Here is a 22,465-nt window from a genome sequence, read left to right on the forward strand (position 1 = left end):
GCACGGCGCGCGTGCCCGTTGGATAATGGTGACAGGGCGTGTTCCAGCCCAACCTTTGAATTTCGCCCAGCTTTTGAAACGTCGCGGGCATCGCCCTCGTGGCGTGTCCCGCTGGGCCGGCAGGCAAGTTTTCGGATGGATTCGTTTCTCCAGCGCTTCAAGAACCCACTTGTGCTGATCGCCATTGTGCTGGCGCAGGTGCTGGCGCTCGCCGTCCAGGTGCAGAAGCCTCTGCACGGCTTTTCCGCACGTGACGGCGCCGATGGCCCCCGCGTGAGCCTGCTGCGTTCCTGGATCAGCGCCGTCTTTACGCCCATCGAGCGCGGCAAGAATGCCTCCAGCTTCGGTGTGCGGAACTTGTGGTTCGGTTACATCAACCTGCGCCACACTCACCAGGAAAACGAAGATCTCAAGAAGGAGATCGCCCGGCTCAAGCTCGAGCAGGATGAGTTTGCCGAGGACGCTGCCCAGGGCCGTCGCCTGCAGGCCCTGATGGCATTCAAGCAGCGCTACGTGCAGCAGACCGTCGGAGCCCAGATCATCGGCACCAGCGGCTCGGATCAGTCGCAGATCCTGTTGCTCGATAAGGGCGCTGACTTCGGCCTCAAGCCCGACCAGGCCGTGATGACGCCCGACGGCGTCGTCGGCAAGATCCGGGACGTCTTTCCGCACACCGCGCAGCTTCTCCTGCTCAATGACCCTACCTCCGGCGCGGGCGTCCTGCTCGTCTCCACCCGCATGCGGGCCATCCTGCGCGGCGGCCCCAACGGCCAGGTCATCATCACCAACCTCACCGCCGATTCACGCCTCAAGCCCGGGGAGCAGGTCGTCACCTCGGGTGGAGACCAGGTCTTCCCGCGCGGTCTGCCCGTTGGCGTTATCACCTCCATCGCCCCCGACCCGCAGCATCAGCCGTACCTCATGATCACGCTGAAGCCCAATGCCGACCTCTCCCGCCTCGAAGAGGTTCTTGTCATCACCGGCACGACAGGTACACTTCCCGCCGACGCCCTGGCCGATGCCACCACCGCCGAGGGCGTCGCAGAAGCGAACAAGCGCGCCGCCGACCTTATCGCAGAACGACTTCCCAGCCTCCATGACGACGCAGGACAGGCCGCAACTGGAGCTGCCGGCTCGACCGGTGCAACGAACAGTCCGAAGACTGACTCCGTCCCCGATCTGGTTCGCGGTACGCCCGGGATCCCGAACTCCGGTCTTCCTCGCCCTCGCCCCGCGCTGCATCCCGACCGCTACTCTCCCGGCACCGTCGAGCCCGCACAGGATCTTCAGCCTGGAGCCCGGCCCGGCACTCCGCCAACCGAAGCGAAGCCGCCGCAAGACAATCAGGACGATCACTAGCCTCTTCTCATTCTCACTGACAAATTCTCCCTGACAACCTCGAACCCGGCAGCACAGAAGGACTCCACAGATACCCGATGCGCGAACGCAGCTATACATCCCGGCAGGAGCTTGATCAGTACGCCTTCCGTCCCCTGGTCGCGCTGCTCATTCCGCTGGCCTGCATGGTTGTGCAGGTACTTCTGCCACCCTGGCTGCTGGCGAAGGTTGGCATCGATCTACCGCTGCTGGCTGTGATCTACTTCGCGGTCGCACGGCGCAGCCCCATCGCGGGCACCATTACCGGCACCATCATCGGCCTCTTCCAGGACGGCCTCACCAACCTGCCCTTCGGCGTCTACGGCATTGCGAAGGCGGTCATCGGTTACATCGCGGCCAACATTGGCTTTGCGGTGGACATGGACAACACCGTCAACCGCGCCATCATGAACTTCGCCTTCTCCCTCGCGCAGAGCGGCATGCTCTACCTCATCAAGCGCTGGGTCCTGGCCGATGTCACCGCGCACCTGCTGCCCATCCACGAGGTCATCGCTGCCGTTGCGAACACCGCCGCCGGCGTACCCCTGTTCTTTCTGCTCGACCGCTTCCGCATCCGCGAGTAATTGCTGGAACCAGGAAGGTAGCCGCAAAGATACGGAACTGCGACAAAGCCTCCGAACGGGAAGAGCTCCGAGACCCTATAAAATAAGGGTGCGGCGTAATTTCGCGTTTGTGACTTTCTCCACTCACGACTTTCTCACCGCAGGAGCGTCCTTCCCCCATGGCCCGCATCTCACCACTCGACCCGAACCCCTTTGACCGTGAAGAGAAGGTCTCCACGGCCAAGCTCAACGCTACGCAGTACATCGTGGCGCTGGTCATGCTGGTGCTCGTCTCGGGGCTGTGGCGTCTGCAGATTCTGGGCGCGGACAACTATCGCGTGCTCGCCGAGCAGAACCGCATCCGCAAGGTGCCCGTGCTCGCCCCCCGCGGCAAGATCTTCGACCGCGAAGGCCGCATCCTCGTCGACAACTATCCCTCGGTCACCTGCTTCCTTGTCCGCGAGCAGCAGAAGAACCTCGAGGCCGATCTGCCGCTGATCGCCCAGGGCCTGCATATCCCTGAAGACCAGATTCGCTCCACCATCAAGCGCTTTGCCCTCGCGCCCAAGTACCAGCCCATCCCCCTCAAGCAGGACATCACGCCCGACGAGCAGGCCTTCATCGCCGCCCATCGCGACGAGCTGCCGGAGCTCGAAACCCTCGAGGAGCAGCGCCGCCTGTATCCCAGGGATGGCTTCGCAGCGCACCTCATCGGCTACGTCGGCGAGGTCAGCGAGAACGACCTTAATACCTCCAAATACGCCTTTTACGAGCCCGGAGATGTCGTCGGCAAGTCCGGCGTCGAGGAGGCGTACGACGCCATCCTTCGCGGGGTTGACGGCTCGCGCGACGTCGTCGTGAACTCGCACGGCAAAGAGGTCGGCATGATGGGGCAGGAACTCGCCAAGCCCGGCCAGGATCTCAAGCTCACCATCGACCTCGACCTGCAGATGGCCGCCGAAAAGGCGCTCGAAGGCAAGAACGGTGCGATCGTGGCGATGGACCCGCACACCGGCGAGATCCTCGCCATGGTCTCGCGGCCCACCTTCGATCCCAACCAGTTCGCTGTGCGCCTGACCAGGTCCTACTGGAACGAGATCATCACCAACCCCAATCACCCGCTGATGAACAAGGCGATCCAGGCGCAGCTCGCTCCCGGCTCGACCTTCAAGGTCATCATGACGGTGGCGGGGCTGCAGGAAAACATGGCGGAGAATATGCACGTCGTCTGCAATGGCGGCGTCACCCTCCAGGGGCATTTCTTCGGCTGCGACAAGCACCACGGCCTGGTGGACATCCATAACGCCCTGCCCTACTCCTGCGACAGCTTCTACTTCACGCTTGCCGACAGGCTCGGCATCGACACCATCGCGAAGTATGGGCATGAGATGGGCATCGGGCAGAAGACCGGCGTTGACCTGCCCGATGAGGCGACCGGCATCATGCCTTCGCCGCAGTGGAAGCTGAAGGCGCAGCACGACAAGTGGTACGCCGGTGAGACCCCGTCCGTGGGCATCGGACAGGGCGCGGTGCAGGCGAGCCCCATTCAGCTCGCCCGTGCCCTCAGCGGCATCGCCTCCGGTGGAGCTCTCGTCCGTCCGCACGTGGTCTTCCCCGACGAGATCTCGCCGGACATGCTGCAGGCCATTCACGATACCTATCCCGGTTCGGGCGAGAAGAAGGTCGAAATCTCTCCGGAGACCTGGCAGATCGTGACGGACGACATGGCGAACGTGACCCAGGGGATCGGGACGGCTGCCGAAGCGCATCTCGAAGGAATCGACTTCGCCGGCAAGACCGGCACGGCGGACGTCGTGAGCGGACGCAAGAAGGGCACAGCCGATAAGGCGACGCTCCCCAACGCATGGTTCGTCGGCATGGCGCCACGCCGTAACCCGGACATCGTCGTTGCGGTCCTCTGGGAGCACGGCTACTGGGGCAACAACTCGGCGAAGCTGGGCGCGCAGGTCATCAACGCCTTCGTAACCAAGCAGCGCATGCGCTCCGGCAACCTGATGAAGCTGGCCGACAGCCCGAAGCCTGCGGCCCCGTCAGACCAGACACCGGGCGACAAGCCGAAGACTCCCGCAGCAAACCCAGCCGGGGCAAACACCGCTGCACTTGAGCCCCAGCGGGGGCTTCCGCGGCCCGGAGCGGGTGGAAGATAGCCGAGGTATCATCAGACATGGCTTTGGAGATAGAGATCGCTCGCTACAACGAACTCCTCCCTCAGCTACTGGAGACGAGCGAGGGAAAGATCGCGGTCATAAAAGGCCAGGAGTTTCTGGGGGCCTTCGAGACGATGGACGAAGCCTATCAAGCGCTCCTTCCCAAGTACGGCTTCGTGCAATGTCTCATGCGGACGATCCGCGCGCAGCAACCTGTGTACGACCTCACAAATCTTCATCTTGGACTGATTCGTGTCCAAGAGTGAGTTCGACTGCATCGGCCCAGGTGGACTCGACACGCTTCTCTATGATGGCCCGCTGCTTCAGGTTGCGATTACCGTCCCTCTCGCATTGGTCCGCTTTCTCCGCGAAAATGGACAGCCTCCGTTTTCTTCCATCATCGGTCTTGGGCAGATCGACACTGGAGCTGCGGTGTCGGCTGTGGACCCATCCGTGTTTCGTGAACTGGAGATACCTTCAGTCGATAGGGAGATGGTGCAGACGGCGCACGGACTTTCGGAGCTTGATCGGTACAACGCCAGTGTTCGCTTTCTGCAGTTGGAGGTCGAGCCAATGCCTCTCCATGACGTGCTTGGAGGCCATGTTCGCCGCCCCTCCGTCCTCGGCCCAGATATCATCATGCTCATCGGTCGTGATCTGCTTCGAAGCTTGGTCTTCACCTATGACGGCCCGAACGCCCGCTTTACGGTTGCTACCTAATCTATGTTTCGCTCCCGCTTCCGTGACTTCGACTGGACCCTCCTCGGCTTCGTAGCCGCGCTGAGCATCATCAGCGTCTTCGAGATCCGCTCGGCGACCGCGATGACCAAGTTCCACGGCTTCCAGACAAAGCAGATCCTCTTTCTCTCGATCGGCACCGTGGCCATGTTCGGCATCTCTATGCTCGACTACCACAAGCTCCTCGACATCGCCTACTGGGCGTACGGCATCTCGATCACGGCGCTCGTTGCGGTGCTGGTGCCGCACATCGGCACCAAGGTGCTCGGGGCGCGGCGCTGGATCAACCTCGGCGGAGGCGCACACTTTCAGCCATCGGAATGGGTTAAGCTCGTGCTCATCCTCACCATGGCCCGTTTCCTTTGGGAGCGCTCCGGCGAAGACCACGAGATGACCTGGCGCGATATCGGCAAATGCTTCGCTCTCATCGGCGTCCCCATGCTCCTCGTGCTCAAGGAGCCCGACCTCGGCACCTGCCTCACCTACTCTCCAGTACTTCTTGCCGGCCTCTTTCTCGGCGGAATCCGTCTCAAACAGGCGTCCATCCTGATCCTCGGCTTTTTGCTGGTGGTCGGCGTGGGCTGGAAGTCCGGCAAGCTGCTGAAGCCGTATCAGAAGGCCCGTCTTACCGCCTTCGTCAATCCGGACAATGACCCCAAGGGCTCGGGCTACCAGATCCGCCAGTCGCTCATCGCCGTCGGCTCGGGTGGTCTTTGGGGTACCGGCGCCAACAAAGGCTCGCAGACCCAGGGCGACTTTCTTCCCATCCCTTACACCGACTTCATCTTCGCCGCTTTTTGCGAGGAGCATGGCTTCATCGGCGCCGTCATCATCCTCCTGCTCTACTTCATGATCCTCGTCCGGCTCGTCCAGAACGCCCAGATGGCCGCCGATCCGCCCGGGACGCTGGTCACCATGGGCGTCATGGCGGTGACCCTTTTCCAGGTCGCGGTCAACGTCGGCATGTGCCTCGGCCTCATGCCGGTGACCGGAATCCCTTTGCCCCTAATGAGTTACGGAGGATCGTCGGTGATCTTCACCTTCCTGGCCCTTGGGATCGTTATGAACATCCGCATGCGACGATTTGTGAACTAGTCCCGTGACGCGGCGCACAGCGCAGCCAGTTTGGTGCATACTAAGAGCAACTGTCTGGCCTTTTGCCAGGCAGGCAAGCCCAGCCCCGGATGCGAACCATCTTTCCCGCCGGCTGGGAACCCAGGATTTTATCTAAAGGGCCGGCCAGGCGCGAGATCACTCTGCGGTCGGACAGGTTTTGAGAATGAACGTAAACGGACGGTTAACGGCCACCCCTCTCTGCGAGGAAGTGCTGGTCACAAACTCCGTTTGCGCAATGTGGATCGCGAAGGCTCGTCAAGATTTCGCGATCGACGGTACAACACTGGCTTCGTCTGTTCCCCAAAGAGCTTCAAGGAGGTTCGCCGTGCGGCTCAGCTCGCGCGGCGTATCCCCTGCTGCACCTGCAAGGTCGGCACCAGCGTTCTCCTCTCGTCTCCTGACCTCCACTGAGGAGCTTGCCTTCAGGAGCTAACCAGACTCCGGAAGGTTTGATCCTCGCCTCGCCTGCTCGTTCGCGCACAAACTGCGCGGACAGAAAGCAGGACGATGTCGAAGGAAATTTACATCTCCAGTACGCCGCACGAGACGCGGCTAGCGATCGTTGAAAAAGACGAGCTCACCGAGATTTACTACGAGCGCGAGAACGAATACACGCTCGCAGGATCCATTTACAACGGACGCGTCACCCGCGTCCTCCCAGGCATGCAGTCGGCGTTCGTCGACATCGGCCTCGAACGCGACGCCTTCCTCTATATCACCGACTTCATGGAAGAAGCCGGCGAATCCGCCGACTTCGAAGCTGGCGGCGGTGAAGCGCAGGCCGGCGGCGGTGGTCGTCGTGGTGGACGCGATCGCGACCGTGGCCGTGGCAAGGGCCGTGGCGATCAGCCCCGTGGTGAGCAGGGCGGCGAACGCCCCCGTGGCGAAGAAGTCCGCGCCGAAGCTCCCCGCGATGAGAGCGACGACATTGAAGATATCGACAGCACTCCGGTAGAAGCCTCCGGCGAGTCTGCCGATGCCGAAGGCGCTGCCGACGGTTCCGCCGAGGGAGGACGTCGCTGGCGCGGTCGTCGCGGCCGTCGCCGTGGCCGCTCCGGCCGCACCGATCAGCCGGGTGCAGAGCAGGCTGGCAGCAGCCAGCAGGGAGCTGAAGCCTCGCCTTCCACGCCCCGCGCAGACTTTGACGACGCCGAAGAGTCCACCGCGGACTTTGCAGCTCCGGACGAGCCCATCGAAGAGCTGGAAGCCAGCACCGATGGCCGTCCCCATCGTGATGGGCGCGATCGCCGTGGCCGCCGCGACCGTGGCGACCGTGGCGAGGATCGCAAGGGCGCCAACCGGGGCGCTCGCGAAGGCCGCGACTCCCGCGACGACCGTCCCCGCGAATCCCAGAGCTTCGACGCGGCTCCTGCCGTCGAGCCCCTCATCCTTCCGGGAGAGTCGCTCTCCAAGTACCGTGGTGGCGATGCCGCTGAGCGCAACGAAGCGGCCGCACCAGCGCCCGTAGCCCCTCGCATCGCTCGTCCTTCCAGCGAGATCGACCTGACCGCGGTCGGCTGGGATGGTGGCTTCGTGCTGCCGGGCGAGACCCTTTCGCGACGCAGCCGCAACGATGCTGCTCCCGCCCCACAGCAGGGCCAGTCCGAGACCTCCTCGGAAGGCCGCGGGCATCGCGATGGCAGCGAACGCCGCCGCGACCGCGATGGCCGTCGTGGCCGTCCGGAGCGCAACGCCACCCCTTCGATCGATCCCTCCATCGCCGTTCAGCCCGCCGTCACCTCGCAGCATGAGCCCGAAGCGACCGTGCTGCCGCTCTCTGACAACGCGCCCGAGTACATCGTCGAGTCCACCGAAGTTCGCCTCGAGGCCGAAGCGCAGCACCTTGAAGTTGAAGAGCAGCGCCTTGAGGTCGAAGAGCACCTCGAGATCGTCGACCCGGTCATCGAGCCCGTCACCGACCTCGCTCCCACCGAAGCGGCCGAGGTGGAGCCCGTCGCCCTTGAAGCCGCCGCTGAAGTGCACGAGCAGGTGCTCGAGGCCGAGGAGACAGTCCTCGAAGAGACCAGCCACGAGTTCGAGGAGACTACCCACGAGTACGAGCCCGGTGAAAACGCCGCCGCTTCGTTCCGTGTCGATCCCGCGGGCCAGCGTGAGTTCCGTCAGTCCGGCCCCGCGGAAGACACAACTCCGGAAGAGACCCATCAGGAAGTAGTCGAGGAAGTCGCCGCAGCTCCAGTCGAGCATGTCGAGCCCACGGCTCCCGCGCACGAGTTCACCACCCTCCAGCCTACCGGCGATCTCGTCTCCGAGGTTCCGGAGACCCCGGCCATCGCTGCGGAGGTCGAGAACCCTTCCGCGCCCATCGAGCACGAGCGCGCAGTCCAGGAGGTCCACCTCAGCGAGGTAGAGGCGCCTGTTGTTCCGTCTTCAACGCAGCCGGCTCCCACCACCTTTGCACCCGGCGATGGCGAGCTCGAGGAAGAGCTGCTGGACGACGAGGACGTCGATTACCTTCCGTTGAGCGCCAGCGCCGCGGACGATGACATGGAAGAGGAGACCCTCGAGAACGCCGCCGACCTCGGCAGCATGATTCGCGAGATGTCCATCGACCAGATCACCCGTCCCGAAGAGCCAGCACTCGACGACGATGACGAAGACGAAGATGACTTCGACATCGACGAGGAAGAGATCGCCAACGACGAGGCCTACGCGGCCGCTCACGAGAGCGCCGACGAGTTCTCCGGCAGCGACGTCTCCGAGTCCGAAGAAGACGAGTACGCGACAAGCTCCAACTTCGAAGGCCTCGATGAAGGCTCCGAGAGCGCCCAGGGTGGCGAAGAGCGCGAAGGCGCCTCTGCCGACTCCGAATCTGCTCCCCGTCGCGACGGCGATCGCCGCGACAAGCGCTTCCGTCGCGGAGGCCGCGGTGGCGGACGTGGCCGCGAGACCAGCGGTGGTGGCAGCAACAACGGTGGCGGCGGCAATCGTCGTCGTCACTCCGTGCAGGCCACGGACCTCCCGGCCATCAGCGATCTGCTGAAGCCCGGCCAGGAAGTCCTGGTGCAGATCGCCAAGGAGCCCATCGCGAAGAAGGGTGCGCGCATCACCTCGCACATCGCTCTTCCCGGCCGCTTCCTGGTCTTCATGCCCACGGTCAACCACGTCGGCGTCTCCCGCAAGATCGAGTCCGACAGCGAGCGCCGCCGCCTCAAGGAGATCCTGCTCAGCGAAAAGGGTGACCAGAGCGGCGGCTTCATCGTCCGCACGGCAGCCTCCGGCGCCAGCGAAGAGGAGCTCCGCTCGGATCTCCGCTTCCTCCTGAATCTCTGGAAGGACATCAAGGGCCGCAGCGATACCTCCAAGTCACCCGCGCTCATCTACCACGATCTCAACCTCGTCGAGCGCATCCTGCGCGACCAGGTGACGGACAACTTCTCCGCCATCTGGGTCGACACCGAACAGGAATACGAGCGCGTCCTGCGCTTCCTGCAGCGCTTCCAGCCCGCGCTGCTGCGCCGCGTCAAGCTCTACACCAAGGACACGCCGCTCTTCGAGCAGTTCGGCATCACCGAGGAGATCAACAAGGCGCTCCGCTCCAAGGTATGGCTCAAGTCCGGTGGCTCCATCGTCATCAACCAGACCGAAGCCCTCGTCGCGATCGACATCAACACCGGCAAGTACGTCGGCAAGACCGCTCGCCTCGAAGACACCATCGTGAAGACGAACCTCGATGCGATCCCCGAGATCGTGCGCCAGATTCGCCTCCGCGACCTCGGCGGCATCATCATCATCGACTTCATCGACATGGACGAGCGCAAGAACCGCAACAAGGTCATGGCCGCCCTCGAAGAAGAGTTGAAGTCCGATCGCGCTCCGTCGAAGGTTCTCCAGTTCAATGACTTCGGCCTGGTGGCGATCACCCGCAAGCGCGTCAAGCAGTCGCTCGAGCGTACCCTCTCGACCACCTGCACGATCTGCGCCGGCACAGGCATGACCAAGGCTCCCATCACGGTCTGCAACGAGATCTACATCGAGCTGCGCAAGATGCACCGCCACATCGAAAAGGGCGACATCATGCTCCGCGTCCACCCGGACGTGGTCAAGCAGCTCAAGTCCGGCGGCGGCAAGTGGCTGCAGGAGATGGAAGACCTCAGCCGAAAGACGATCCTCGTCAAGAGCGACCCCAGCCTCCACCCCGAGCAGTTCGACATCCACTAGAGCCGAGCTTCAACTTCAACGCACAACGGCGGCCCTCGGGCCGCCGTTGTGCTTGTCGGGCATCCTTCGTCAACCGGCGGTCCCGCGCCCTCATCTGCTTCGGTTATCCTTGTCTTCGTCAAGGCCAACACGCATCGCAAAGGGGATTCACCATGTCGGCAGTCACACATTATCGCTGCGAGATCTGCGGCACCGAGAGCTCCAACCCGATCCACTGGTTCATGATCGAGTGCAACTCTGATGCCCTGAAGGTCCTTCGCTGGGATACTGCCACGGCATCGGCCCCGGGCGCACGCCACTATTGCGGTGAAGCTCACGCGAGCGTCTACATCAGCCGCTGGCTGGAGGCCGCCTGCACGCCCGCACGTCCAGACTTCAACCGCCCCTCCGCTGAGTAGGCAAGTGCCGCCACAACACGGGGCTGCGTAACAAGAAGAAAGGGCGAGCCATCGGCTCGCCCTTACTTGCTTTTGTGCAGCAGCGTTAGTGCGCCGCCACCATCTCTTCCACGGCCTGGTGCAGCCCGGCGCCGTTGGCCGAGCGCGTGTAGAACATGTGCCCGCCGGGGAACTCTCTTACCTCAAGCTGCCTGCCGAGCGTCGCGGGCAGCTGGTTGGCGACCAGCACCGAGCCCATGAACGGGCAGCTCAGGTCGTTCCAGCCGTGCACGATGAGCACCTTCAGCTTGGGGTCAGCGGCGAGGGCTTCGCGCAGGTCGGCTGCAGCCTCACCGCGATTGGAACGGTCGCGCTCCCACAGGCGATTCACCTCGTAGCTCAGGGCGTTGTAGCGGTCATCGGTCTTCCAGCCCACGGTGTGGGTGATGAAGTCGACGGCCGCCGTCGTCGTGGGAGCGATGATGCTCTCCAGGATCGGGTCGCTGCCCTCCTGCTCGGAGGAGTACGGGAACGGATCCGGGAGCGTTACGTTGGAGTCATACACGGAGCCGATGGTGCCCTGCTCGCGATGCACCTCGCGCAGGTAGGAACCCGTCTCCAGCCGTCCACCGGAGTAGCGCACGTACTGTGCATCGAGGCCGGTCATCTCCGTCACATGCTGGATCATCGCATCGGTCTCGGCCTTGTTCGCAGGCCCATGCACCAGCGCTTCGAGGTACGGCCCTTCGGTGTAGCTGATCACGTCCTTCATCGCCGCATCGCTCAGCTTGCCCTTGCGCTCCAGGTTGGCCGCGGTGATGGAAGGCAACGTCACCATCCAGTTGATGGGCGAGATGGTGGCATCGCCGGCGGGAGGACGCAGCGCCGGGCTTACCAGCACCACGCCGTTCATCGCCACGCCGATCTGCGACTGCAGATAATGTGCCACGCGCGGCCCGCGATAGCCGCCATAGCTCTCACCCGCAAGGTACTTCTTCGAGAGCATGCGGTCGTTCTTGACCAGCCACTTGTAGATCACGAGCGAGAGGTACTCGACGTCCTGCTGCGCGCCGTAGAACTCCTTCTTGCTCTCCGCTTCATCGACGAGCGACTTCGAGAAGCCGGTGCCGATGGGATCGATGAAGACGAGGTCCGTGAAGTCGAGCCAGGTCGCAGGATTGTCCTGAAGAATCGCCGGATCGGAGGCCGAGTCTCCCTCGTTCGCGAAATGGATGCGCTTCGGCCCGAAGGCTCCCATGTTCAGGTACACGGAGCTCGCGCCCGGGCCGCCGTTGAAAGCGAAGGTCACGGGGCGGTTGGGCCCGTCGACGATGTAGGAGGTCACGACGACCTCGCCGGTGGGCTTGCCTGCGGCGTTCTTGGTTGCGATGGTGCTCACGGTCGCGGTGTAGTGGATCGTCTTGCCGTTGACGGTGATGGTCTGCGGCACGCTCTTGTCTGCGGGCAGGGGATTGGCCATGGGCTCGGCCTTCGCGGCGCCAGCTTGCGCTGCGGCAGGCGGCGCTCCGCCTCCTCGCTGGGCAAGGCCGGCGAGCGGCGCGGCAGGCAGAATGAGAGCCACCAGGAGAGCAGGGGAGAGCTTGTGCAGGGTCATGCGACCTAGTGTAGGACACGGTGGCGCACCCACGCAGCGGAAAGCTGCGGGTGCCCCACGTCTCGCGTTTGAGACGTGGGTTTGCCGGGTGCCCCATGTCTCGCTTCTGAGACATGGGTTAGCAGGGTGCCAGCAGTCCTACCGCGCGTGGTGTCCGAAGAGCTGGGCGACCTCGCCGACGCGGTACAGCAGCACGCCGGTCATGGCGATGAGGTAGACGCGCAGCACGCGCAGGCTCCAGCGCACGGTGGGCGAGAGCTCGATGAGCCCCAGGCCTTCGCTGGAGCGCTTCTGCTCCTGCACATCGTCGAGCGGGTGGATGACATAGAGCTCGGTCTCGTTGTTCTTGTGGTTGGTTGCGAGTGCGGCCATGATGGCCTCCTTTCATGCGTTGATCTTGTGTGTTGAAAGCGACTGCTATCGGAAGAGCGAAGGCAGCAGTACCTGCGCCGCGAGCACGATCGAGAGTGCAAACAGCACGCCGACGATCGTCCAGTTGATCCAGTTATTCCACGGCTTGTTCACCCACTCGTCGCCCAGCAGAGCGCGGTCGTTCAGCAGCAGCTGCAGGAAGATGATGGCCGAAGGCAACATCAGCCCCGCGAACACCTGCACGCTCACGATCACCAGCTGCAGCGGCAGCCGCGGAATGAGCACGATGCCCGCTGCCGCGAAGATGCACGCTGCGTAGACGCCGTAGAAGCCCGGCGCCTCGGTGATCTTCTTGTGCATGGAGTGCTCCCAGCCGACGACTTCGCCATAGGCCCAGGAGCTCGCCAGCGAGATAGCGGTGGTGCCGAGTACCGCGGCGTTCACCATCAGCAGCAACAGCGCATGGTGCACGAAGGTCCCGGTGCGTGCGGGCAGCACCTTCGCAATGGCCTCCGCCAGCTGTGCGGGATCGGTGAACGCGATGCCATGGTTGTATGCGAATGCGCCGACGAGCATCATCGCACCGGCCACGCACACGGTGAAGACCGCGCCGATGAGCGTGTCCAGCCGCGCCCACTTCAGGTCGCTGAAGCGCAGCCGCTTCTCCGCCACGCAGCTCTGCTGAAAGAACAGCTGCCATGGTGCAATCGTTGTTCCCACGATGCCGATGACGAGGAAGACGAGATCGCCGGTGATGCCGCCCTTCGGGATCGATGGGACGATGGCGTTGTGCAGCGCGTCGTGCCACTGCGGATGCAGCAGGGCCGCCGTCACAAACCATGCGAGGTCGAGCAGGCACAGGCAGACGACGATGCGCTCCCAGCGGCGATAGCTTCCGCTCGCCACCAGCGCGATGAGCGCAACCGCAGCCAGCGGCACGGAGATCACAGGCGAGACGCCCAGCCCGCTCATCGCCAGCGAGATCGCGGCGAACTCGGTGATCAGGGTGAGGAAGTTGACGGCCAGCAGGTCGATGAGCGAGAAGCGTCCCCACCACTTGCCGAAGCGCTCATAGATCATCGCCGCGTGGCCCTTGCCGGTGGCGATGCCGAGGCGCGCGACCATCTCCTGCGTGAAGTAGCAGATCGGCATCAGCAGCAACAGAGTCCACAGCAGGTGCAGGCCATACTGCCCGCCGGCCTGCATGTAGGTGGAGACGGCGCCGGCATCGTTGTCGGCCTCCATCACGATGAGGCCCGGCCCGAAGGCCATGAGGAACGCAACGACGTTGCGCTGCCAGCCGGAGCGCACGCGGACTCCCTTGTTCGTGTTCTCGGTCTTGTGAATCTCCTGAATCGTCGTGGACATGACGAGACTCTCCCTTCCCGCACACGGGCCGTATCGCCGCGCACACGCCGCCGGGCCATGGAGCCGCGAAGGCGTGCGAACGCTGGCGACGGAGAAGACCGTGCGCGCCGGTTAGAGGGCAGGAAGAGGCGTGCGTCTGCACGAGTTCTCTGCCGCGAATGGTGTCAGAAAGACACTGCGCGGGCAGGGTGGGGAAGACGCTTCAGTGCGATGTCAGAGAGACGATCGGAGGAAGGCTACCGGCACCCCGCGGCGCAGTGCAGGAACGGGCATCCGAATATCCGAGGACTCGGAGGTTCCGTTTTCGATGCAGTCTGCATGGGGGCTCCTGGTAGAGATACGTACGCCGAAGGCATACCCCCGTAGGGTATCCAAAGATGTAGAGCCAGCGCAACCCTTTTCGGTTCGAATTCGATATCCCACGGCACAAATGCGGGTGCCCCATATCTCGATTTTGAGATGTGGGTTTGCAGGATCTCGTTCGTGTCGGCAGCTACTCGTGTTCCGGCGTTTGAGGTACGCCCGCGGCCTGGGCATCATGTGCCGCCATTGCCGCCACCTTCTCGCGATGCTTGCGGATGTAGTGCGCAGCGATGTCGGGATAGAACTCGCGGATGCTGGAAAAAGCCACGTCACGCATCGCGGAGTAGCCGAACTTCGTTGCTAGCACGCTGAAGCTGGTGGCTCCAGCAGGATAGTACTCGCGCGAGATGAGCTGCGTGAGCACCTTGCCGCCGAGGCCCGCGATGTTTGGGGTGTTGCGCCCCGAGTAGGTGCGCGCCACGCCCTGGCGGCTGATCACATACAGCGCGCGGATCGGTATCGAGTGGCCCGCACCCAGCGGGTAATAGCGCGTGTCTTCATGCAGCAGGCTCGGCAGGAACCACGCCGAAAGGTAGGTGCCGTCGGTCTTGTCGAGGAAGCCACGCCATGTGTACGCATAGAAGCCGTCCGCGCCCTTGCCCAGAGCGGGGTGCGAGTTCATGCCCTCCGCGGTGATGGAGGTCAGTCCCAGGAAGATGAAGGACGAATAGTCGAACGCCTGCCGCGTCGCGACCTTGAAGTTGTACGCCCATCCCGGAGGATGAACCACCGCGCCCGCCGAAACCGTGCGGAAGTTCGGCATGAAGCCCAGGATGCGATGCGGTTGCGAGCGCTCCAGCGGAATCGGCTTGCAGTTCTTGTCCACCTCTACTCCCGGATCGGCGACGCACTTCTCGTGCTCATCGCGATGGGCGCCCGGCGTGACCGGCTGCGCGGGCATCTGGTCCTGATCGTCATCCGCGCTGCCGTCGGCGAACTCCGCGAAGGGGTTCACTGGGATCGGCGGGAGGTCATTGCTCGAGGAATACCCGAGAGCCGGATAGACGACCGTGGAGGGGGCGTCGGAGAGTGCCCCGAGTGTATCCGTCACGCTCGCGCGAACCATCGTCGCGGAGGCAAAAGGAACAAGAGCAAAACAGAGAATGCGAAACATGCGCAGCAGAAGGAGTCTTCCTGGGCCGGATCTTCGGGGCCTCTATGGGAATGGTAAAAATCTGTCGTTACTAGAGTTAGACGGCGCACGGATAGCCAAGTTGCGGAAGCATTTCGCTCTTGACCCGACGGAAGAAGGCCAAAAGGGACCGTTGATTGCCCGCACGAGCTAAAGCCAAAGGGCCCATGCGCTTGCATGGGCCCTCCGTGAGATCCACCACTGCAAAACCAGGTCGCGGTCTACCTGCCAACCTCTTCGAGATACTTCTCCACCTCAAGCGCCGCCATGCAGCCCGTCCCGGCGGCGGTAATGGCCTGCCGATAGCGCCGATCCTGTACATCGCCGCAGGCATAAACGCCGTGCAGTTGCACACCCTGTCGCGTCACAAACACGTTGTGCTCGGTCTTCACATAACCGTCGGAATCGAGGTCGATCTGCCCCTCGAACATCGTCGCGTTGGGATCATGCCCGATGCCGAGGAACATGAAGCTCACCGGTAGCTCCGAGCGCTCGCCCGTCTTGCGGTTCAGCAGCTTCAGGCCCCTCACTTCCTTCTCTTCAACCCCCACCACCTCTTCCACGACGGTGTTGTGGAGGAACTCGATCTGCGGGTGCGCGATGGCGCGCTCCAGCATGATGCGCGAAGCGCGGAAGTTCTCGCTGCGGTTGATCAGCGTGACCTTCGTGGCGAAGCGCGTCAGGAACAGGGCCTCTTCCATCGCCGAGTCACCGCCGCCGATTACGGCAATCTCCTTGCCCGAGGCAAAGAACCCGTCGCAGGTCGCGCAGGAGCTTACGCCGAAGCCCACCAGCGCCTTTTCCGACGGAAGTCCCAGCCACCGCGCCGAAGCGCCCGACGCGATGATCAGCGTTCGCGCCAGGATGATGTCCTTGCCGATACGCAGCTCAAACGGTGAGCGCGTCAGGTCGGCGGAGGTGAGGTGAGCCATGCGCAGCTCTGCGCCGAAGCGCGTCGCCTGCTTCTTCATGTTCTCGATCAGCTCAGGCCCCTGCACGCCATCCGGCCAGCCGGGAAAATTCTCGACCAGCGTGGTGATGGAAAGCTGGCCACCAGGCTCATGGCCTTCGAGGACGAGGGGCTTCAGGTTGGCACGGGCGGCGTAGATGGCAGCCGTGAGTCCGGAGCAGCCGGAGCCGAGGATCACTGTGTCGCGTACTTCGTACGTTTCAGACATAACGTATTCGATTGTAGCCGGGTAGCAAACGATGCGGAGGCGTCCTCGCAGTCCTTCCCCCGAAGTCCTCTACTTGGGCGGCCGGGCCGAATTTGGCTCGAGACCGGTGGCAGAGACGTCCAGCGATCCCAGGTGCCCGTTTTCGAGGTCGTGGATGATCAGGCGCAGTGAGGTACCCTCCGCGGGCAGGCTGATCTCCTGCTGGTACCGCGCCCCGCGCTGCACCGCCGTGACCCACTGCTCGGGCGTCCACGTCATGTGCAGGGACTTGACGTCAGAGCGGATCACACGTCCCCGCGGGTCATACACCAGCGAGACAAACTCCAGGTGCGACTGGCGGCGGCCATCGGGCAACGTCTCCACATCGAGGCTGCGCACGTCCGCGGAATACTCAATGCCATACCGCCGGTTGTGGGTGGGGTCGAGCTGCCGCCGCGTGGAATCGGCCACGGGCACCACACCGGCCAGAGAGGGCAGAACCCGCGCGAAGAACTGGATCTGCGTCGCCGGTGGCGCCAGATACGCTGCCGCAGCCCTCACCGGAGACGGCCCTTCATCATCCGATGCCGCGATCGCCGTGCTGACCGCCGGCTCGGCATAGTACCCGCGTCGATAGGAAAGCTGCAGGCCTGTCGGCGCGTCGACCGCCACACGAATCTTGCGGTACTCGCCGTGCGCGTTCTTGTCCGATGGCACATACGCCAGGGTGTAGTAGTCCGATCCCGACGACACCACCTGCGCGACGGCCTGCGCCACGCCGTTCGTGTTCATGAACGCCTTGCCTCCGCTGTCGTCGGCCATCTCGTACATCGCGGATTGCGACTCCATCCGCTCCGAAGAGCTCGCGCCGGAGACATCGAGGCCGTGGGCATCCACCGGATAGATCGCGATACGCTCCCGCGCCAGCAGGTCCATGGTTTCGCGATACTCCCGTTTCCATGTCGGCTCGCCGGTGTAGTTCGTCGGGGTCCGTGGAGGAATCAGGCTCAGCGGAAAACCTCCAGAAAACCAGATGAGATTCTTGCGTCCGGGAACTCCCGCCAGAAATAACGCGATCTGGTGGAAGGCTCGCAGAGTGATCGTGGCGCGCTGGGCTTCGTTCACGTTGTAGTCGATGTCCACGAAGTCGCTCAGCGCCTGCTCCAGAAACCCTTCCTGCCCAGGCCCCACGGGTGGCTGGTCGGCCATCAGCTGGCTATGAATCTGCGCGACCGCCGCCGAGGGCGCTTCGACGTCCAGGTCGCCAGGCCCCGCACCCTGCGGATGCACCCCTGCCATCGCCGCGCGCAGACGGCCAATGTCCGTTGTGAAGTTCTGCAGCAGCACCAGCTGCGAGTTCAGGCCAAAGATAGCGATGCGAGTGTTCGGCGGTGCGGTGCGCAGGTAGTTCATCACCTGCCGCCGCACCCAGCCCTGGCTCGAAGCGGGTGTATTCAGCGCATCGAACAGCAGGATCGTCGGTGTGGTCTGCGGTGGGGGAACGAGGTTGGTGAAGACTCCCGGCTGCAGCGGCGGCAACCCGGCCCCGGCCCTCGCTGCGGCCGCAGCGTCGGAGGCAGCGGAGTGTTCCTCCATGCCCGCAAGGATCTGCGGACGGCCCCCCTCCGCCAGGTGGAAAGCCGACTCCGGCAGATGCCGGACGGGATTTCCGTGAGCATCGGTCACCGTCACATCGACCACCACCAGCCGCGCCGCGGCATGGAGCGTCACCACCGGAGGCGCGGGCTGGTTGCCGGATTGGGCCGCCAACGACAGCGTCCACAGAAAGATGGCAGGAATGCTGAGCACGCTTCTCATGCAGGCCTTTGCGGTCGGAGAGGTAGGAGCCGGTGCTTGGATTGTATGCCGGGTCGCAGCCTTCCGTGCACCGTGCGGCCGGTCTCCGGCATCTTGAACGCAGGAGCGTAGCATCAAGTCATGGCAAATCTAGTGCTTGTATATGGAATGCGTCTGTTGCCCGCCGACGAGCTTGAAGCCGTCGAGGCCGCACAGCTGAAGCTGAAGAACGGAAACGAAGCCCAGGTCACGATGCACATCCTCGAAGGCAGCCGCGAGAGCATCGAGTCGCAGCTCCGCACCTCCGTCGAAGCCTTCTTCGACTTCTACCCCGAGATCTAGCAAACCTTCCCCATTTGGCGTGATCCTCGTCACCCGTCATGCCTCAGCTTGAGAATCCCACTGTAGCTCTGCTCTTCCACGACGAAAGAACGCGTGGGAGAGCAGAGCTGCAATGTCCCTCAGGATTCATTCCTCCACGATCCACTCGCTACTCGTTGTGCTGTTGTTGGCCAGCGCGTTCATGCGCCGCGCTGAAGCGCAAGGAACCGCCGTCCCCCAGCCTGACGCCACACTCGGCGCCGCTCTGCGCAGCCTCGCCTCCCGCGCCGGTGTCGTCTTCGTCGGTCAGGTCACACAAGTCGAGCGTACCGGCGAGGTTGTCCTCGTCCACTTCCGCGTCGACCAGCAGATTCTCGGCGACGCCCCCAGTTCCTTTGTCCTTCGCGAGTGGGCCGGACTCTGGCCGAATGGTGAGCAGCGCTACTACCCCGGCCTGCGTGCGATGTTCTTCCTCCACGCAGCCTCTGGCTCGGGCTTCAGTTCTCCCGTAGACGGTGCTGATGGCGTAGTGCCGGCCATCCCCCAGGGCGCGGAGGCGATACCTCTTCTCGATACGAGACGCCTCGACGCCCGGTTGCAGCGCTCTGTCGGCAATCCTCTGCCGGATGCCAGCGTCAGCGCCGTTCTGCTCACCGAAGCGGCTTCCCTCGTTCAGGGCTGGCAGGCGCCCGTCTGGACCGAACCTGTGCGCCGTCCCTTGCCGGTCGAGGCCATCCCCTCGATCGTCTCCACCGATCCCGGTACCGGCGCTCCCATCAGAGTGCACCGCCTCCAGCCATCGGTTCCAAAGCCGCAGCCGCCCCAGCCCGATCCTGTCGCGACGTCTCCCTCCAGCCGCATTGCGCCCATCGCCTATGCTCCGCGCTAGCTCTCTGCCAGCCGCCGCGCTCCTGCTTGCGGGCGTACTACTTGCGCCACAGGCCCATGCCGGAGGCCCACGCTTCATCACGGGCACCAACCTCAGCGGCATCGGCCCTGGCGTCCCGATGCCCTTCTACACCCCGCAGCTGAACTACTACACGGACTCCGGCAACCTCGCCTCCAACGTGACCCACGCTCAGGCCGACGCGCTCGTCGCCGCCGCTGCTGCCGTCTGGAACGTGCCCTACACCAGCCTCACGCTCGCGCAGGGCGGCGAGCTGGCCGAGCACATCTCCAGCAGCAATGCCTACTTCAACGGCACGCAGATGATCTTTCCTGCCGACGCCAGCGCCTCGAACTACCTCAACATCCCCATCGCCATCGTCTACGACACCGACGGGAGCGTCACCGACCAGCTGCTGGGCGCAGGCGCCAGCAGCCCTGCCGGTTGCCGCCAAAACGGCGTCACCAGCACCGACGACAGCTTCAGCCAGACGGGCCAGATCCTGCACGCGGTCATCATCCTCAACGGCCGCTGCGTGGGCTCCGCACCGCAGCAGATCACCCAGATGCAATACCAGGTCATGCGGGCCTTCGGACGCGTCCTCGGCCTCGCGTGGGCCCAGCTTGACGACAACGTCTTCACTGGCAGTCCCGCTCCGACCGCCTCGGACATGGCCTACTGGCCCGTCATGCACCCCATCGACGTCCTGTGCAGCTCCTACACCTACCAGTGCATGCAGAACCCGTTCGCGCTCCGCATGGATGACATCTCCGCCCTCTCCGAGCTCTACCCCCAGGCCACGACCAACAGCGCGACCGGCAAGATCGCCACCCTCGACGGCAGTGACATCATGGGCGGCCTCGTCTCCTTTCCCACCGGGACCGGCATGGAGATGGTCAACATCACGGTGAAGCGCTGGCTCGCGGGTGCCGCCGTGGAGGAGACGTCGCAAGCGGTCTCCGGTGTCTCCGGCTACCTCTTCCAGGCAACCGGCGGCAATCGGGTCTCCGGCGGAGAATCCAGCGCAGCAAACTCGGGCCGAGGTGACACCTATGCCGAGGGCTACTACCAGCTCGGTCGTGTGGTTACGAACCTGGGCACAGACCTCTTCCTCGTCGCCGAGCCGGTCAATCCGCTCTACACCGGCGCCTACGCGCTGGGAAACTTCCAGCGGCCTGTCCCCACGATGTCCGGCCCGCCTGGGCTCGCCTATGGCTGGTCGGTGTGGCCTGGATATGGGTTCACGCTGAACATCGCGCAGGCCAGCACGGCAACCACCTGCAACCCTGGAGCGGACGGCACGGAGATTGCCCCAGCCGCGTCCGACCCAACCGGCCTCTGGCTCCGCCAGCTCTGTGGCATCGGCCATCAGTCGTGGTTTGGCGTCACGATCCAGCCCGGTCGCACGTGGACCCTCGAGACGAAGGCCCTCGATGAATCCGGCCTCGCCACCCTCTACAAGGCGCAGCCTGTCCTGGGGGTCTGGAATAGCTCCGATCCCGTCAACGGCAGCCTTCCCACGGTTGCTTCCGCAACCTTCGCCATGAATGCCATGGCTCCCGGCGTGACCCAGCTCCACATGCCATCCTCCACCTCCGCAGCCAGCTACCGCGTCGTGGTCGAAGATCAGTTCGGCGGGGGGCGTCCGGACTTCGGCTATCAGGCTCGAGTGCTCTACGCCGCCTCCATCACCCCTGCGGTCGTGGGCATCGGCGGAGGTCTCATCACCATCACAGGCACAGGCTTTCTCACCGGCAATCGGGTGCTCGTGAACGGTGTCGCTGCCACCGTCACTGCTACGACGGCGACACAGATCCAGGCCATCGCTCCCAGCCTCAGCTCCATCGGTGCCGCACAAGGTTCGCCCGTGAGCGTCGAAGTCTACGACGCCGGTACCGGCGGATCCACCACCATCTCCGCAGCCCTCAGCTACAGCAACGCTCCAGACCTCATCCAGACCGTAAGTGCACCGTCCGCGCTCTATACCGCCATCGCTTCCACCACGCCCTTCACCGTGCAGACGCTCACCGCCGGTGGCTCGGCTCCGGCGGTGGGCGCCACCGTCACCGTCTCCGTCACGCAGGGAAGCGCTCTGCTTGGCTGCGGCAGCGCAACCTGCTCCTACACCACGGACGCCAGCGGCCACGCTTCCACCGTCATCACGGGGCAGATCCCCGGCAACGTCACCATCACCGCCACGGAGCTCAGCGGCGGCAACAGCGTCACGCTGAGCCTGCTCGACACGACACCTACGCTCGCCCTCACCATCGCGCAACCTTCGGCGTACCTCGCTGCCGGAGCTTCGGCGAGCTGGACCATCGCGACCGCCGCAACCCTCAACGGTGGCCCGGGCATCTCTGCGCCGATGACCTGGTCGGCTTCCTCCGGTGCACGGCTCTCCGCAGGCAGCGCCCTGGCTGACACTCTCGGAGACGCCTCAGCCGTGTTCTCCCTCACCTCGGCGGCGACCGGCACCTACAGCCTGCAGGCCTGCGCCTGGAACCTCGTCTGCTCAAGCTGGTCCGTCACTGCCATCGACAGCTCGCTCTGGGTCCCCGCCGTGACCTCCGGCGCCGGGCAAAGCGTGCCTCAGACCGCGACCCTCGCTCCCGTCATCGTCACCATCACCGACGGCTCGGGCCACGCCCTGCCCGGAGCTACGGTGACCATCAATCAACAGGTCAACGCATGGGAAGGCCCATGCCCCGCAACCGGCGTATGTCCCGCCGCACCGTTGCTCGGCAAGTCCGGCACAACCGCCATCGCTGACGCCAGTGGCAACGTGCAGATCACGCCGCTCGAAGTGACAGGCCAGCCCGAGGTCGTGCACATCGCCGTCATCACCGGCGCCCAGGGCTTCCTCTCGCTCTCGCTGGTCAAGACCCCTTAAGCCGAACGGCGCAGCGGAAGACTATCCGCTGCGCCGTCGTTCTTGC

At 64.1% G+C, this 22,465-nt stretch carries 17 protein-coding genes; 11 read left to right on the forward strand and 6 right to left on the reverse strand.

Going from position 1 to position 22,465, the window contains the following annotated elements; translation table 11 throughout:
- Positions 1-135: 135 nt before the first annotated feature.
- The 8 genes from mreC (at position 136) to C4S68_RS16755 (ending at position 10,539) form a co-directional block, all read left to right on the forward strand.
- On the forward strand, positions 136-1,359 hold the full coding sequence (gene mreC / locus C4S68_RS16720) for a rod shape-determining protein MreC (RefSeq protein ID WP_103934497.1): 1,224 nt from the start codon (positions 136-138) through the stop codon (positions 1,357-1,359).
- Between the two features lie 77 nt (positions 1,360-1,436).
- A complete protein-coding gene (gene mreD, locus C4S68_RS16725) occupies positions 1,437-1,961 on the forward strand; it encodes a rod shape-determining protein MreD (RefSeq protein WP_103934248.1) in 525 nt (174 codons plus the stop codon).
- Positions 1,962-2,119: 158 nt separating this feature from the next.
- Positions 2,120-4,108, forward strand: coding sequence for a penicillin-binding protein 2 (gene mrdA / locus C4S68_RS16730; RefSeq protein ID WP_103934249.1), 1,989 nt, complete (start codon positions 2,120-2,122; stop codon positions 4,106-4,108).
- A gap of 17 nt (positions 4,109-4,125) precedes the next feature.
- Positions 4,126-4,374 carry a hypothetical protein gene (locus tag C4S68_RS16735; protein WP_103934250.1) on the forward strand — a complete coding sequence of 83 codons (249 nt, stop codon included), beginning with the start codon at positions 4,126-4,128 and terminating at the stop codon, positions 4,372-4,374.
- On the forward strand, positions 4,361-4,828 hold the full coding sequence (locus C4S68_RS16740; RefSeq protein WP_103934251.1) for a pepsin/retropepsin-like aspartic protease family protein: 468 nt from the start codon (positions 4,361-4,363) through the stop codon (positions 4,826-4,828). The genes C4S68_RS16735 and C4S68_RS16740 overlap by 14 nt, the downstream gene beginning before the upstream one ends.
- A gap of 3 nt (positions 4,829-4,831) precedes the next feature.
- A complete protein-coding gene (gene rodA / locus C4S68_RS16745; protein WP_103934252.1) occupies positions 4,832-5,941 on the forward strand; it encodes a rod shape-determining protein RodA in 1,110 nt (369 codons plus the stop codon).
- Positions 5,942-6,469: 528 nt separating this feature from the next.
- A complete protein-coding gene (locus C4S68_RS16750; RefSeq protein ID WP_103934253.1) occupies positions 6,470-10,141 on the forward strand; it encodes an Rne/Rng family ribonuclease in 3,672 nt (1,223 codons plus the stop codon).
- A gap of 152 nt (positions 10,142-10,293) precedes the next feature.
- Positions 10,294-10,539 carry a hypothetical protein gene (locus C4S68_RS16755; protein ID WP_103934254.1) on the forward strand — a complete coding sequence of 82 codons (246 nt, stop codon included), beginning with the start codon at positions 10,294-10,296 and terminating at the stop codon, positions 10,537-10,539.
- Positions 10,540-10,624: 85 nt separating this feature from the next.
- Here the strand turns inward: C4S68_RS16755 and C4S68_RS16760 are convergent, their stop codons facing one another.
- From C4S68_RS16760 to C4S68_RS16785, 6 genes are all read right to left on the reverse strand, one after another.
- Entirely contained in the window at positions 10,625-12,133 is a 1,509-nt protein-coding gene (locus C4S68_RS16760) for a S10 family peptidase (protein ID WP_103934255.1), read from the reverse strand.
- Between the two features lie 138 nt (positions 12,134-12,271).
- Positions 12,272-12,505: a hypothetical protein gene (locus tag C4S68_RS16765; protein ID WP_103934256.1), complete on the reverse strand. Its 234-nt coding sequence runs from the start codon at positions 12,503-12,505 to the stop codon at positions 12,272-12,274.
- Positions 12,506-12,550: 45 nt separating this feature from the next.
- Positions 12,551-13,873 carry an Nramp family divalent metal transporter gene (locus C4S68_RS16770; RefSeq protein ID WP_103934257.1) on the reverse strand — a complete coding sequence of 441 codons (1,323 nt, stop codon included), beginning with the start codon at positions 13,871-13,873 and terminating at the stop codon, positions 12,551-12,553.
- Positions 13,874-14,366: 493 nt separating this feature from the next.
- Positions 14,367-15,287, reverse strand: a complete 921-nt coding sequence (locus tag C4S68_RS16775) for a hypothetical protein (RefSeq protein WP_200821580.1) — start codon at positions 15,285-15,287, stop codon at positions 14,367-14,369.
- 302 nt (positions 15,288-15,589) lie between these two features.
- Positions 15,590-16,546: a thioredoxin-disulfide reductase gene (gene trxB / locus C4S68_RS16780; RefSeq protein ID WP_103934258.1), complete on the reverse strand. Its 957-nt coding sequence runs from the start codon at positions 16,544-16,546 to the stop codon at positions 15,590-15,592.
- A gap of 69 nt (positions 16,547-16,615) precedes the next feature.
- Entirely contained in the window at positions 16,616-18,334 is a 1,719-nt protein-coding gene (locus C4S68_RS16785; protein WP_160115207.1) for a VWA domain-containing protein, read from the reverse strand.
- Between the two features lie 129 nt (positions 18,335-18,463).
- Between C4S68_RS16785 and C4S68_RS16790 the strand changes: the two genes are divergently transcribed.
- The 3 genes from C4S68_RS16790 (at position 18,464) to C4S68_RS16800 (ending at position 22,419) form a co-directional block, all read left to right on the forward strand.
- Positions 18,464-18,664, forward strand: a complete 201-nt coding sequence (locus C4S68_RS16790) for an allantoinase (RefSeq protein ID WP_103934260.1) — start codon at positions 18,464-18,466, stop codon at positions 18,662-18,664.
- A 112-nt stretch (positions 18,665-18,776) separates the two neighbouring features.
- Positions 18,777-19,532 (forward strand): hypothetical protein, encoded by a 756-nt coding sequence (locus C4S68_RS23270; RefSeq protein ID WP_160115208.1) that lies wholly within the window; start codon positions 18,777-18,779, stop codon positions 19,530-19,532.
- Complete coding sequence (locus C4S68_RS16800) at positions 19,519-22,419, forward strand: IPT/TIG domain-containing protein (RefSeq protein ID WP_160115209.1); 2,901 nt, start codon at positions 19,519-19,521, stop codon at positions 22,417-22,419. Before C4S68_RS23270 ends, C4S68_RS16800 begins: the two co-directional genes overlap by 14 nt.
- Positions 22,420-22,465 lie beyond the last annotated feature (46 nt).

This window comes from Bryocella elongata (assembly GCF_900108185.1).
Taxonomy (GTDB): domain Bacteria; phylum Acidobacteriota; class Terriglobia; order Terriglobales; family Acidobacteriaceae; genus Granulicella; species Granulicella elongata.